The organism is Phocaeicola sp. ICN-14070, from assembly GCF_037892625.1.
Classification (GTDB): domain Bacteria; phylum Bacteroidota; class Bacteroidia; order Bacteroidales; family Bacteroidaceae; genus Phocaeicola; species Phocaeicola plebeius.
In genome coordinates this window covers 1-12726 of sequence record NZ_JBBKBF010000082.1, presented here as the reverse complement: position 1 = coordinate 12726, position 12726 = coordinate 1, and the positions used below count along the sequence as shown (strand labels likewise).

The 12726-nt window shown below is 54.7% G+C and carries 16 protein-coding genes; all 16 read left to right on the top strand.

The genetic code is table 11. The annotated features are described in order from the left end of the window. Positions 1 to 544: TraG/VirB4 family ATPase (locus WKT20_RS16265; protein ID WP_445323293.1), on the top strand; the 544-nt coding region annotated here is incomplete at its 5' end. 5 nt (positions 545 to 549) lie between these two features. Beyond that, on the top strand, positions 550 to 1185 hold the full coding sequence (locus tag WKT20_RS16260) for a hypothetical protein (protein WP_272708773.1): 636 nt from the start codon (positions 550 to 552) through the stop codon (positions 1183 to 1185). Positions 1186 to 1194: 9 nt separating this feature from the next. Beyond that, a complete protein-coding gene (locus WKT20_RS16255) occupies positions 1195 to 3738 on the top strand; it encodes a hypothetical protein (RefSeq protein WP_340417719.1) in 2544 nt (847 codons plus the stop codon). Then, complete coding sequence (locus WKT20_RS16250) at positions 3735 to 4460, top strand: hypothetical protein (RefSeq protein WP_227559768.1); 726 nt, start codon at positions 3735 to 3737, stop codon at positions 4458 to 4460. The genes WKT20_RS16255 and WKT20_RS16250 overlap by 4 nt, the downstream gene beginning before the upstream one ends. Positions 4461 to 4482: 22 nt before the next feature. Further along, a complete protein-coding gene (locus WKT20_RS16245; protein WP_340417717.1) occupies positions 4483 to 5247 on the top strand; it encodes a DUF5045 domain-containing protein in 765 nt (254 codons plus the stop codon). A 16-nt stretch (positions 5248 to 5263) separates the two neighbouring features. Then, positions 5264 to 6400 (top strand): hypothetical protein, encoded by a 1137-nt coding sequence (locus tag WKT20_RS16240; RefSeq protein ID WP_340417716.1) that lies wholly within the window; start codon positions 5264 to 5266, stop codon positions 6398 to 6400. Positions 6401 to 6424: 24 nt separating this feature from the next. After that, positions 6425 to 6811, top strand: a complete 387-nt coding sequence (locus tag WKT20_RS16235; protein WP_340417715.1) for a hypothetical protein — start codon at positions 6425 to 6427, stop codon at positions 6809 to 6811. A gap of 20 nt (positions 6812 to 6831) precedes the next feature. Then, the gene (traK, locus tag WKT20_RS16230; protein WP_007901084.1) at positions 6832 to 7446 is read left to right on the top strand and encodes a conjugative transposon protein TraK; all 615 of its coding nucleotides are present in this window, start codon (positions 6832 to 6834) and stop codon (positions 7444 to 7446) included. Between the two features lie 12 nt (positions 7447 to 7458). Beyond that, positions 7459 to 7875 (top strand): hypothetical protein, encoded by a 417-nt coding sequence (locus tag WKT20_RS16225; RefSeq protein ID WP_007901086.1) that lies wholly within the window; start codon positions 7459 to 7461, stop codon positions 7873 to 7875. Further along, a complete protein-coding gene (traM, locus tag WKT20_RS16220; RefSeq protein ID WP_340417714.1) occupies positions 7872 to 9017 on the top strand; it encodes a conjugative transposon protein TraM in 1146 nt (381 codons plus the stop codon). The genes WKT20_RS16225 and traM overlap by 4 nt, the downstream gene beginning before the upstream one ends. Positions 9018 to 9029: 12 nt before the next feature. After that, positions 9030 to 9410 carry a hypothetical protein gene (locus WKT20_RS16215; protein WP_340417713.1) on the top strand — a complete coding sequence of 127 codons (381 nt, stop codon included), beginning with the start codon at positions 9030 to 9032 and terminating at the stop codon, positions 9408 to 9410. Between the two features lie 41 nt (positions 9411 to 9451). Next, positions 9452 to 10282, top strand: a complete 831-nt coding sequence (traN, locus tag WKT20_RS16210; RefSeq protein ID WP_445323294.1) for a conjugative transposon protein TraN — start codon at positions 9452 to 9454, stop codon at positions 10280 to 10282. Beyond that, a complete protein-coding gene (locus WKT20_RS16205) occupies positions 10279 to 10791 on the top strand; it encodes a hypothetical protein (RefSeq protein ID WP_340417712.1) in 513 nt (170 codons plus the stop codon). Before traN ends, WKT20_RS16205 begins: the two co-directional genes overlap by 4 nt. A 24-nt stretch (positions 10792 to 10815) precedes the next feature. After that, positions 10816 to 11481 carry a DUF1566 domain-containing protein gene (locus WKT20_RS16200; RefSeq protein WP_340417711.1) on the top strand — a complete coding sequence of 222 codons (666 nt, stop codon included), beginning with the start codon at positions 10816 to 10818 and terminating at the stop codon, positions 11479 to 11481. Between the two features lie 27 nt (positions 11482 to 11508). Next, the gene (locus WKT20_RS16195) at positions 11509 to 11994 is read left to right on the top strand and encodes a hypothetical protein (RefSeq protein ID WP_340417710.1); all 486 of its coding nucleotides are present in this window, start codon (positions 11509 to 11511) and stop codon (positions 11992 to 11994) included. 12 nt (positions 11995 to 12006) lie between these two features. Next, positions 12007 to 12726: type IV secretory system conjugative DNA transfer family protein (locus WKT20_RS16190; RefSeq protein ID WP_340417709.1), on the top strand; the 720-nt coding region annotated here is incomplete at its 3' end.

The window sequence follows — 12726 nt, the reverse complement described above, 5'->3', positions numbered from 1 at the left end:
CGCTTCACCGCTGATGGCCGAATACATCAAGTTCATGTACAAGACGGCCAGAAAATTCTGGGCATCGGTCGGTGTCGTCACCCAGGAGATACAGGACATCATCGGCTCGGAAATCGTGAAGGAAGCCATCATCAACAACTCGGACGTGGTCATGCTGCTCGACCAGAGCAAATTCAAGGAACGCTTTGACACCATCAAGGCGATTCTCGGACTGACAGACGTGGACTGCAAGAAGATATTCACTATCAACCGCCTGGAGAACAAGGAGGGCCGCAGTTTCTTCCGCGAGGTGTTTATCCGCCGAGGGACGACCAGCGGTGTGTACGGTGTGGAGGAACCGCGGGAGTGCTATATGACCTACACCACCGAGCGGTCGGAAAAGGAAGCCCTGAAACTCTACAAGAAAGAGCTGCAATGCAGTCACCAGGAGGCTATCGAAGCCTACTGCCAGGACTGGAATGCCAGCGGCATTGACAAGTCCCTGCCTTTCGCCCGGAAGGTCAACGAGGCGGGACGGGTATTGAACTTAACGACAAAATCATAGCCATCATGAAAAAAGAAAGGATTCTGATTGACCTGTCTCTCGGTTTCGGCCTGGCTGAAATGGGATTCGAAAGCTGCCTGACAAGGGAGGATGTCAGCATTGACCATCCGGAACTCAACCGCCTCACCATCCGTGATTTCTGTATGCTGTCCAGGAAACGGCTGCTCTCGGACTACGGCCTGGCACCGGAAAAGGTGTCGGCCATCGAACGGCTGCTGGCGCAGTATTCCCTCAGGCTGGGTATGCCGGAAGCTGAACTCGACGCATACCTGGACCGATATTACAGAGACAACCCCAGAGAAAAGGAGTTCTACGACCTGTGCGACAGCATGAACCGCAGGCCGCTCTTCGACGAAGAGCGATTCCGTGAGGAACTGAGAAGGGAACTGAACAGCAGCCCGCTGAGCGGCAACAGACTGAACGACCTGGGATGGCAACGCTACCACACCATACGTGAGGCCTATCTGGGCCAGCCCTGGTACATGAGATGGTTCTGTTCCTACAAGACACGGATGAGAAGAGCCATCGGGGATGCCTATGCCATTCATGAGATGTTCTGCCGGCTGGTGACGGAAAACTGCCTTGAAACCGAACGGTGGCATTTCGAGCAGAGGGAAATGAACAAGATAACAGAGAGATAAAAAGATAAGATGATGAAACGACTGTCGTTTGTCCTGATCGTACTTGCGCTCACTTTCGTGCAGCGTATCCATGCCCAGTACTACAGCGTGAACTATGACGCGCGTACCGTAGCGGCCATGGCTGCCGCCTTCGGTACGGAGGCCTTGGCCGAAAGCTACTACCGGGAGCAGGTCGATGACATCCTGAAGCATTACACGGCAGCGGAGGTGGCAGCAGCGGGAATCTTTGCATCCAAATTCTTGGAGCACAAGGCTCTGTCTGACCTCGGCATCTGGAGCAGCAGTACGGAGAATTACTACTACCGGCGCATCTATCACATGGTGGCGGAGAAGATCATGCCCAAAATCTGGGTAGTGGCCAAACTGATGCTGCGCTCGCCACAGACCGCCATCCACTGGGGCAGCTACCTGGTGAAAGTCTGTGACGATACCAAGAACCTGTGCATGCAGTTCGAGAGCATCGTGACCAACAGTTCGCTGAGCTTCAAGGACATCGCCTTTCTGGAAATCAATCGGGAGGTGGCCGCCCTGTTGAACCTCTCGGAGCTGGGTGGCATCCGGTGGAAACAGCTGATGGACAACCTGGCCCGCGTGCCGGAGAACTTCACCAAGGAGCACTTGGCAGGTGATCTTGACAAGCTGTATGAAATGGGTGTGGGACTGGCTACCTCCGGGGTGGAAAACCTCGGAGACGCCCTGCTGCAAACCAGCGCGTTCCACGACCTGATAGGCGGAAAAATCAGCGAGATAGGCAATCTGTACGATCACTACGGAGACCTGTTCGAACAGGCGGAAAACGGCGTGGGAGGCCTGCTGCTGGATATGGTGGGCGGTGCGGACAACGTGGCCGGACTGTTCGACTTCGGCAACTATGACCTCACGTCCTGGATGACGGATTACCTGGACGAAGGGATGGGAAACTACTACACGCAACGGTGGTACATCGCCCGGCGCGAACAGGGAAGCGTTGCGCTGTGCGACTACTATCCGCCGACGGACGACAACAGCATCCTGAACGGAAGTGCCTGGACCCGCTTCCAGACGGGTGACGCGAACTTCTACCCCAACGCCTCGCAACGGGAACAGGCCCTTGCCAACTCGGAACACCATGCCGGATGGTCGAGGAGCCGGGTGCAGCAGCTCAACGGCAGCAACGACGGAAACACCTACAGCATCAGCTATCGGATGCAGTCCTACATCATCAAGAAAGGCAAGAAGCAGACGAAAAAGGCGTATGCCTACGAAATACACGTGACCCAAAGCTGGAACCGAGAAACCGTGGTGTATGAAGAAGTGTTCGATTCGTACTCGATGGATCTGAACACCTTCAAGGCACAGCTGAACGCGCGTCTCTCGGAGTTCAACGACAACGAGGAGGGCTACGTGTACTACATCGCATCCGATGGCCGCAACTACTATCAGGCAACGGACGCAGGGAAGCTGCAGGGATGTGAGAGCGTCACCATCAGTGTGACCTGTTCGGACGGAGCCACCTTGGGACAAGGCTCGACACAGTACAAGTGCCGCAAGTGCGGAAGTTCCCTGAACGCCCATTCAAAAGAATGTGTCATGCAGACCACCGTCACGGAGAACGAGCTGGACTTCTCGGAACTCGATGCCCTGATACAGGAGGCGGACAGCCGGGTGTCCGCGCTGGAATCGCAGGTCGCCACCCTGGAACGAGAGAACGAAGACCTGCTGAAGAAAATCGCCGGGGCGAGCGTGGAGGATGCCGCCAGATACCGCCAGCAGTACAATGCCAACCGGAAACAGATAGAGGAACTGGAAAGCGAACTGGCAGCATGGCGGAAAAAGCAGCAGGACTACAAGGCTGCCCGGGAGGAAGCGGCCGGTGACAACAGCGTGCCGACCGATGACTACTACCGCCTGCCGGCCATCATGCAGGACTGCAGGGCGGCCTACAGCCTCACGTGGAAAGACGGCGGGTCCTGGAACGGCTATACGTTCGTCCGCAAGGCGACCATGTCGAACATCAACGGTGAAATCACGTTCAGCGCAACCCTCTCGATCGCCCGCAAACCGAAGTACTTCCTCGGTATCAAGATACACAGGGCCATCATCCAGATAAGCTGGGAACTGACCTCGTCGTACACGGACACGCATGTCGCCGACGTGCTGACGCTCGATGCAAGTCTGTCGGACGAGGAAAAGACGCGGATGGTGAACGAGCGCATTTCGGAAATAGCCCGGGAGCATCCCGACTGTAAAATCACGACGGAATATGCCCGTAACGAGCCGATGGAAGAGGAACCTGCCGGTGACGTGTACCACCTGCTTTGGTCAAGCGACCGCCTGGAAATCGCCCGGGAGGTGGACAGCCGTATCACAAAGATATATGCTGATCTTGTATCGCTGGAAAAGATGATGCACTACAAGCGGAGCATCATCGACGTGCTGAAGGACGTGCTGCCGGAACTTGACACGGACGAGGGACGCAGGCTCACGCTCGTGGAAGAATGCCATGACCGGTGGGTGGAGAACGCACGGGCATCCCGTAGCGGACGAAGCGGAAGAAAGGAGGTACAGCCATGAAACGCATACTGCTGGCCGCCCTGATGCTGCTCGCCCTGCTGTCCGGTAAGCTCCGGGCACAGGTGACCTTCGACATCGTATCGGTGGAAGCCTACATCCATGACCACAAAAAGCAGCGCAGCCTGCTGCTTGCCCGCAGCACGCTGGAGTACAGCAACAAGCTGCTGCATGAATACAGCCGTGAAGAAGTGGACGGCTACAAGGAGCTGAATGTCGATCTCGACCGCTACACCCGTGCCTTTGACGTCATCGACGTGATGTACCAGTCCCTGCGCACGGTACTGAACGTGAAGGACACCTACCGGACGGTAAGTGACCGTATCGGTGACTACAAGACCATGCTGGAAACCTTTCACGAGAAAGTGCTGAAACGCGGGAAAGCGGAAGCGTCGGACCTGCTGATCATCACCGTCAACGAGAAGGCGATACGGAACATCGCCCGTGAAGGCGAACACCTCTACAAATCGGTGAGCGACCTCGTACTGTATGCCACGGGAGCGGCAGCCTGCTCGACCAATGACCTGCTGATGGTGCTGGAGAACGTGAACCGATCTCTGGACAGTATCGAACGGCATCTGAACCGGGCCTACATGGAGACATGGCGTTACATACAGGTCCGCATCGGCTATTGGAAAGCGAAGATTTACCGGGAACGTACCAAACGCGAAATTGTCGAAGGGGCTTTCGGACGGTGGCGCGGTGCAGGACGACTGGATTATTAACGAACGATAAAAGGGAAAAGAAATGAAACGAACATTGCTACTGATGACGACCGCCCTGCTTGCCGCAGCCACGGTCAGGGCGCAGTCCGTGACCTACAACCACGATGCACCGAAACGGAACCAGATTACGGTGATGGAAACGGGTACGGGCGCACTCACGCCTGAATTTTACTACACGCTGCTGCACCGTAAGTACAAGAAATCGGCAGCTGCCAAAAACAAGCTGTCGTTCCGCACACTGGCCGGAGTGAACCTCTACAACCAGACGGATGAAGCGGAGGAAATAGACTCGGCACTGGTAAGCCGGGCGAAAATCGAGGCCCTGAATGTGGCCGACCGCCAGATAGACCTGGCATGGCTGGCCGAGGGTGACAAGGTCAAAGGACAGATGGACAGGCTCGAACGAAATATCGACCGTATCATTCCCTCCGGCGGCACACCGGAAGACCGGGCGCAGTGGACGGAATACTACCGCATCTACCAGTTTGCACTCACGGCAACCCGCGAGCCCTATATGCCCAATGCGCAGCGGAAGAAGGAATATCTGCGCATCTACGAAGATGTGGCAAGGCAGAACGAAATTCTCATCGGCTACCTTGCCCGGAGACGGAATGCAACCCGGACAGAAACCCTGCTGAATGCCACTGCCGGACGCACCCTGGACAAGGGAAGCATCGTCCGTGATGCAGTGAGCAGGTGGAACGAATCGCGCTTTGCCGCATCCGGATCGCAGTCCGGAGGAAACAGTGACACCGGTGAGGGAGACGAAACGGTAAACAGAAACTAAAAAAACGAACATACTTATGGCAGATGGAAATATACTCTCGGATTTCGGCATCAACATCCTGGAAGAAGAGATAGACGACGTGATTTTTCAGACCAACGAGTTCCTGACCGATGCGACCTTCACCGGCTCGCAGGGACCGTTCTGGTGGATCCTGCAGATGTGCATGGCACTGGCCGCCCTGTTCGCCATCGTGATGGCAGCGGGCATGGCCTACAAGATGATGGTGAAGCACGAGCCGCTGGACGTGATGAAACTGTTCCGCCCGCTGGCCGTCTCCATCATCCTCTGCTGGTGGTATCCGCCGGCAGATACCGGCATGGCAGGCAGCGGAAACAGCTGGTGCTTCCTGGACTTCCTGTCCTACATACCGAATTGCATCGGCTCGTACACACATGACCTCTACGAAGCGGAAGCCACCCAGATAGCGGACAAGTTCGAGGAGGTGCAACAGCTCATCCATGTGCGCGACACGATGTACAACAGCCTGCAGGCACAGGCGGATGTAGCCCACACAGGGACATCCGACCCCAATCTGATAGAGGCCACCATGGAGCAGACGGGCGTGGACGAGGTAACGAAAATGGAGAAAGACGCGGCCGAACTGTGGTTCACCTCGCTGACGGCAGGTGTCATCGTGGGCATCGACAAGATCATCATGCTCATCGCCCTGATCGTCTATCGCATTGGCTGGTGGGCGACCATTTACTGCCAGCAGATCCTGCTGGGCATGCTGACGATATTCGGTCCGATACAATGGGCGTTCTCGCTGTTGCCCAAGTGGGAAGGTGCATGGGCGAAGTGGCTTATCCGGTACCTGACCGTGCATTTCTACGGGGCGATGCTCTACTTCGTAGGATTTTACGTGTTACTGCTGTTCGACATCGTGCTCTGCATACAGGTGGAAAACCTGACGGCTATCACGGCCAGCGAGCAGACGATGGCTGCCTACCTGCAGAACAGCTTCTTCTCGGCAGGCTACCTGATGGCGGCAAGCATCGTAGCTCTGAAGTGCCTGAACCTGGTGCCGGATCTGGCAGCGTGGATGATTCCGGAAGGCGACACGGCCTTCTCGACCCGAAACTTCGGCGAGGGTGTGGCACAGCAGGCCAAGATGACGGCAACGGGCGGCATCGGAACCATGATGAGAGGATGACAAACCTTATAAAAAGATAGAACGATGAAAACAAGCAAGAAACTGAAGAAATGGTACAGGGACGAACAGTTCGTCCGCTACATGAACAAGCGTGTCAACGAAGAAATGCGGCGTGCCGCAAACCAGCGGCTCACTGCGGAATACCGGGTGCTGGACGACGGCTTTGACCGGGACAAACGGTATATCGCCCCGCTAACTAACTACCTGACCTACCGCCTGCAGCTGGCCAGGCTGCAGAAAAAAGTCCGGAAACGAAAACGCGGCATCTGGTGGGTGTTCATTCGGGTAATCGTACTGGGAATCTACACGGAGCACTTCCCACGGGAGTTCGAGAAGCTCCGGCAAGACCTACTGGAGGATATCATGCCGATGCTGCATGAGGAATACCTGAAATGGAGAAACAATCAGTAAACAATCAAATATAGAGAAATATGGTTATCAAGCATTTGGAGAACAAAATCCGGCTGGTGGGCATCATCTGCACGGCCTTCCTTGTGGGATGCGTCATCATCAGCGTGTCGAGCATATGGACTGCCCGCACGATGGTGACGGACGCACAGAAAAAAGTGTATGTGCTGGACGGCAACGTGCCCATCCTCGTGAACCGGACGACCATGGAGGAAACCCTGGACGTGGAAGCCAAGAGCCATGTGGAGAGGTTCCACCACTATTTCTTCACGCTGGCACCGGATGACAAGTACATCCGCTACACGATGGAGAAAGCGATGTACCTGGTCGATGAGACGGGACTGGCACAATACAACACCCTGAAAGAAAAAGGGTTCTACTCGAACATCCTGGGTACGAGTGCGGTATTCTCAATCTTCTGCGACAGCATCGCCTTTGACAAGAAGAGCATGGAGTTCACCTACTACGGACGGCAGCGTATCGAACGCAGGAGCAACATCCTGATGCGCGAGCTGGTTACGGCAGGACAGCTCAAACGGGTGCCGAGGACGGACAACAATCCGCACGGACTGCTGATTGTCAACTGGCGTACGCTGCTGAACAAGGACATCGAACAGAAGGCCAAGAGCAACTACTAAACCAACGAACATATGAATGTCAAAGGATTCAGGCGGATGCTGTTCGGAGAGAAGATGCCGGACAAGAACCATCCGCAATACAAGGAACGCTATGAGCGTGACGTGGATGCCGGGCGCAGGTTCGCCAGGGCGACACGCATCGACCGGGCTGCAGCCAGGGTGCAGGGTTTCGCCGACGCACACCGGACGCTGTTTCTGGTCATCGTCTTCACTTTCGTCATCGGGGCCTTTGCCTGGAACACCTACCGCCTGGTAGCGGTGTACCGCCACAGTCCGGCGGGACGCACGGCAACGGAGGTGCAGGATTCGGTGCTGAGGGAACGGCACAGGCTGCATCAGGAGGGTAAGAGACAGGAACATACAAACGGAATAACCGGACAACCGGATAATGCAAGAGATAATCATCCATCAATCAAAGACATGCAATGAAGAATCTATTGGAGAAAATCAACTGGAGACAGCCGAAGTACATGCTTCCTGCCATCCTTTACTTCCCCCTGCTCGGCGCGTCCTATTTTATCTTCGACCTGTTCCACACGGAAACCCTGAAGATAAAGGACAAGACGATGCAGACAACGGAATTTCTGAATCCCGAACTGCCGGGAGCACAGATCAAGGATGACGGCATAGGCAGCAAGTACGAGAATATGGCCAAATCGTGGGGCAAGATACAGGACTACTCCGCAGTGGACAACATCGACCGGGACGAATCCGGTAAGAAGAAGGAGGAATATGAATCGAAATACACGCAGGACGACCTCGACCTGCTCACGGAACAGGAACAAGAGAAGGCAGCGGCGGTTGAGATTGCCTCGGCCAAGGCACGGGAACAGGAAGCCCTCGCCGAACTGGAAAAAGCCCTTGCCGAAGCAAGGCTGAAAGGACAAAACGCAGTTCAGCCACCGGCAGAGACCGAGACTGCCGACACTGTTCCGCCCCGGGCAACGGAAGTATCAGGAACCATCGACGAAGAGAAGCGGGCGGTGAAGACACCGTCCAACGATGCACCGACCAACGAGGTGGTGCGCAAGGTGAAGACCGCTTCAGATTACTTCAACACGCTGGCGAAGGATGCCCGTGAGCCGAAGCTCATACAGGCCATCATTGACGAGAACATCAAGGCGGTGGACGGCTCGCGCGTAAGGCTGCGCCTGCTCGATGACGTGGAAATCGGAAAATACGTGGTAAAACGGGGAACCTACCTTTACGCCATGGTAAGCGGTTTTTCGTCAGGCCGGGTGAAAGGCAGCATCAGCAGCATCCTGGTGGATGACGAACTGATGAAGGTTAGCCTGTCCATCTACGACACCGACGGCATGGAAGGACTGTATGTACCCAACAGCCAGTTCCGGGAAACGAGCAAGGATGTGGCGAGCAGTGCCATGTCGGGCAATATGAACATGGGAATGGGAAGCATGGGAAGCAGCCTTGCCCAATGGGGCATGCAGGCGGTGACTAATGCCTACCAGAAGACAAGCAACGCCATCAGCAAGGCCATCAAGAAGAACAAGGTCAAGCTGAAATACGGGACGTTCGTATATCTGGTGAACGGACAGGAGAAGAAAAGCTAAGATGCAGGTACCATGGAAAAGGATTTGTCAAACCTTCATCTGGGAACGGATGGACTGTACTATGAGGACTATGTCGCTCCCGAAGAGCCGGGAACATTCACCGGAAAGCTTGTAAGCAGGCAATGGTGGCACCACGGCAGCCGCTTTGCCCTGATATGCAATTTCCTGACAGGGAACGGACAAAGGATTGCCCTGTTCGCCTTTCAGAAGGAGACCGGTTTCTACGGACCGAGATACGGGGAAGTCAACTTCAAGACAGCGGAGATAGACACCTGGTGGGAATGCGAGGTCCGGATGACCCGGACAGGACGCTGCACATGGATCTGCGCCCAAAGGATTGACGGGCAGGAAGCCCCGGAAAGAGAAAAGGGAAAAGAAGAAACAAACGAATAACTATAATCAACGACATGGATATGAATTGGAAGAAAATCGTAATGGCATTTCTTCTGGCGGCGGGATTGCCGGCTGCACAGAACGCACTGGCGCAGACAACCTATGAAGAAATGGAACAGCTGACGGTGAACGAACAGGTAACGACCGTCATCACGGCATCGGAACCGGTGCGTTTCGTGGACATCTCCACCGACAAGGTAGCAGGTGACCAGCCTATCGACAACGTCATCCGCCTGAAGCCCAAGGAAGCAGGACATGAGGACGGCGAAGTGCTTGCCATCGTCACCATCGTGACGGAACGCTACCGCTCGCAGTATGCCCTGATCTACACGACCCGGATGAAGGAGGCGGTGACGGACAAGGAAATCCAGCTGCAGGAACGCAACGCCTTCAACAATCCGGCAGTGACAATGTCCACCGCCGACATGACAAGCTATGCACGGCGCATCTGGAACTCGCCTGCGAAAATCCGCAATGTGGCCACCAAAGCGCACCGCATGGTAATGCGCCTGAACAACATCTACTCGGTGGGCAACTATTTCTTCATCGACTTCTCCATCGAGAACAAGACGAACATCCGTTTTGACATCGACGAGATACGGGTGAAGCTGACGGACAAGAAGCTTGCCAAGGCCACCAACGCACAGACCGTCGAGCTGACACCCACGCTGGTACTGGAACCGGGCAAGACGTTCAGACACGGATACCGGAACGTACTGGTCGTGAAGAAGCTGACCTTCCCGAACAACAAGCTGCTGACCATTGAAATGACGGAACGGCAAATCAGCGGCCGTAACATCAGCCTGAACATCGACTATGAGGATGTGCTGGCGGCAGATTCGTTCCACGCAGATCTATTGGAGGAGGAATGACCATGAAAAAGACGATTATCCTGATACTGGCCTGTGTGTGCATCGCTGCCAGTGCGAGCGCACAGCGAGGCAGCGGACGCCTCTCGCTCGGTGTAGGGCTGCTCTACAAGAACGGCATGGATGCGACACTTGCCTACGAACACGAGATCAACTACCGTCATGCGTGGGAATTTTTCGCCAACGGCTACCTGCAATGGGCCCAATGTGCCTCGTGCAAACATATCTGCCCGGATTCATTCTGGCGCAACTATCGCACCTACGGCTTCGGTGTGGCCTACAAGCCCTGTGTCACCCGGGGACGCAACCACTACGGCAGCCTGCACATCGGTGCTTCGGCAGGGAGCGACACCCGGAAGTTCCTCGGCGGTCTGCATTTCGGCTACGAACACAACTATGCGCTGCGGGCCGGATGGACACTCTACTGGCAGGTAAAGAGCGATGTGATGATAAAAGGTGCGGACGTACTGCGGGCAGGTGTCGTGCTGGGTGTGAAACTGCCTGTGAAATAAGGGAACATAAAATACGGAAACTATATGATACGAAAATTACAATGGGTGGCAGCGGCAACAATAGCTCTGTTGTGTGCTGCCTGTGATGCGCATTTCGATGTGCCTGATACGGCCATACAGCCGGGGCATGTCCTCTGTACAGACGGAACGGTGCTGTCCTATACAGCGTATGAGCTGTCAGACAAGACTGCGGTAGCGGTGCTGTTTGATACAAAAAATGCCGATAATGAGGAAATTAAAGAAAAATACGGCTATGCGGTTTACCTCTGGGACCTCGAACCCCTGGCCTTTGCCGACAGCCTCGGTGTTGCCCAGGGTACCTCTGCCGATCCCATAGCTTTTGACGGGAATGTCAATACATCCAAGCTGTTTGAGGCAAAGGAAACGGCATCACCGATGGCAGAAGCGGTTTTCAGCATGTGGTGGTATGGTCAGAGTGCCTATATACCCTCGGTCGCTGAAATGCGGGTACTATACGGCAACCTGGAAAAGGTGAATCCCATTATTGAGCGTTGTGGCGGCCAGCCCTTGCCGGTGGATAAAGAAGCCTGCTGGTACTGGACCTCCACGGAAGTGGCCGGACAGGAAAAAGTCAAGGCCTGGCTCTACTCTCTGGGCAGCGGCACGATGCACGAGACCCCGAAAAATCAGGCGCACCGGGTGCGTCCGATTATTTCATGGAACAAGTAAACCTATCAACTTTTAAACAGTAAACTTATGAAGATGAACGGTATTGAAGATTTTATGACACCGCAGTGTATGGATATAGCACAGCCGAACCATGGGTTCTTCGGGTATCTGCTGAGATGCAAATGTCTCACACAGGAAGATATTTCGGGAGATTTCATATTCATTGACGACGGAACCGACTGTTTTGTGAGATTCCCCTCTGTAAAGAGCTACAGAGAGAAAATCCGGACAGAATGGAATGCCCGCACCGGCCGTTACCATGATTTCTTCCAAGGAATGCTCTTCTACGTCAATGAAGACAGGATAGAAGACTTTGCCGATTTCATGACTGACAGTCCGGACGAGGAAATAAGACAGTTCCTGCAACGCTTCATGACAGAGGTACGTGCCGCAGTCCAAACCGACATCCCGGGAATAGAACCGCTCTATGCGGTGTCGCATATCGGTCAGCTTGCCAATGACGGTGGCATGCAGTGGCCTCACATCCATATCCTGTGGGGTATCAAAAAATAACAGATTAAAGCCATGGAAGAAAGTAAGGAATTGCAAGGATTCTACCGGATATTCCGTACGGTGGTGTATGTATCCGTACTGCTGGAGTTCTTTGAATATGCCATTGACCCGGCAGTGCTCGACCATTGGGGCGGCATATTGACGGATATCCACGGACGCATCAAGCAGTGGGTCATCTACCGGGACGGGAACCTGGTGTACAGCAAGATTGTGACGGTGGTGCTCATCTGCATCACCTGTGTCGGTACACGGAACAAGAAACACCTGGAGTTCAACGCACGCAGACAGGTAGTATATCCGTTGACAGGCGGACTGCTGGTGCTGGTACTCTCCGTTTGGTTGTTCGGACATAAGCTGGAACCGAGGCTCTACACCCTGTCGCTGAATATCGTTCTCTATATGGCGGCCTCCATCGTAGGTGTAGTATTGGTGCATGTAGCCCTGGACAACATCTCGAAATTCATCAAGGACGGACTGATGAAGGACCGCTTTAACTTCGAGAACGAAAGTTTCGAACAATGCGAAGAGAAGATAGAGAACGAATACAGTGTGAACATCCCCATGCGGTACTATTACAAAGGAAAGTTCAGGAAGGGATGGATCTCTATCAGCAACTGCTTCAGAGGTACCTGGGTAGTCGGTACACCGGGTTCCGGTAAGACGTTCAGTATCATCGAACCGTTCATCCGGCAGCACTCGGCCAAGGGCTTTGCGATGGTTGTCTATGATTAC

Excerpts from the sequence above, each read along its gene's own strand:
- WKT20_RS16260 (WP_272708773.1), top strand. The coding sequence starts at position 550 with ATGAAAAAAGAAAGGATTCTGATTGACCTGTCTCTCGGTTTCGGCCTG.
- WKT20_RS16255 (WP_340417719.1), top strand. The coding sequence starts at position 1,195 with ATGATGAAACGACTGTCGTTTGTCCTGATCGTACTTGCGCTCACTTTC.
- WKT20_RS16250 (WP_227559768.1), top strand. The coding sequence starts at position 3,735 with ATGAAACGCATACTGCTGGCCGCCCTGATGCTGCTCGCCCTGCTGTCC.
- WKT20_RS16245 (WP_340417717.1), top strand. The coding sequence starts at position 4,483 with ATGAAACGAACATTGCTACTGATGACGACCGCCCTGCTTGCCGCAGCC.
- WKT20_RS16240 (WP_340417716.1), top strand. The coding sequence starts at position 5,264 with ATGGCAGATGGAAATATACTCTCGGATTTCGGCATCAACATCCTGGAA.
- WKT20_RS16235 (WP_340417715.1), top strand. The coding sequence starts at position 6,425 with ATGAAAACAAGCAAGAAACTGAAGAAATGGTACAGGGACGAACAGTTC.
- traK (WP_007901084.1), top strand. The coding sequence starts at position 6,832 with ATGGTTATCAAGCATTTGGAGAACAAAATCCGGCTGGTGGGCATCATC.
- WKT20_RS16225 (WP_007901086.1), top strand. The coding sequence starts at position 7,459 with ATGAATGTCAAAGGATTCAGGCGGATGCTGTTCGGAGAGAAGATGCCG.
- traM (WP_340417714.1), top strand. The coding sequence starts at position 7,872 with ATGAAGAATCTATTGGAGAAAATCAACTGGAGACAGCCGAAGTACATG.
- WKT20_RS16215 (WP_340417713.1), top strand. The coding sequence starts at position 9,030 with ATGGAAAAGGATTTGTCAAACCTTCATCTGGGAACGGATGGACTGTAC.
- traN (WP_445323294.1), top strand. The coding sequence starts at position 9,452 with ATGGCATTTCTTCTGGCGGCGGGATTGCCGGCTGCACAGAACGCACTG.
- WKT20_RS16205 (WP_340417712.1), top strand. The coding sequence starts at position 10,279 with ATGACCATGAAAAAGACGATTATCCTGATACTGGCCTGTGTGTGCATC.
- WKT20_RS16200 (WP_340417711.1), top strand. The coding sequence starts at position 10,816 with ATGATACGAAAATTACAATGGGTGGCAGCGGCAACAATAGCTCTGTTG.
- WKT20_RS16195 (WP_340417710.1), top strand. The coding sequence starts at position 11,509 with ATGAAGATGAACGGTATTGAAGATTTTATGACACCGCAGTGTATGGAT.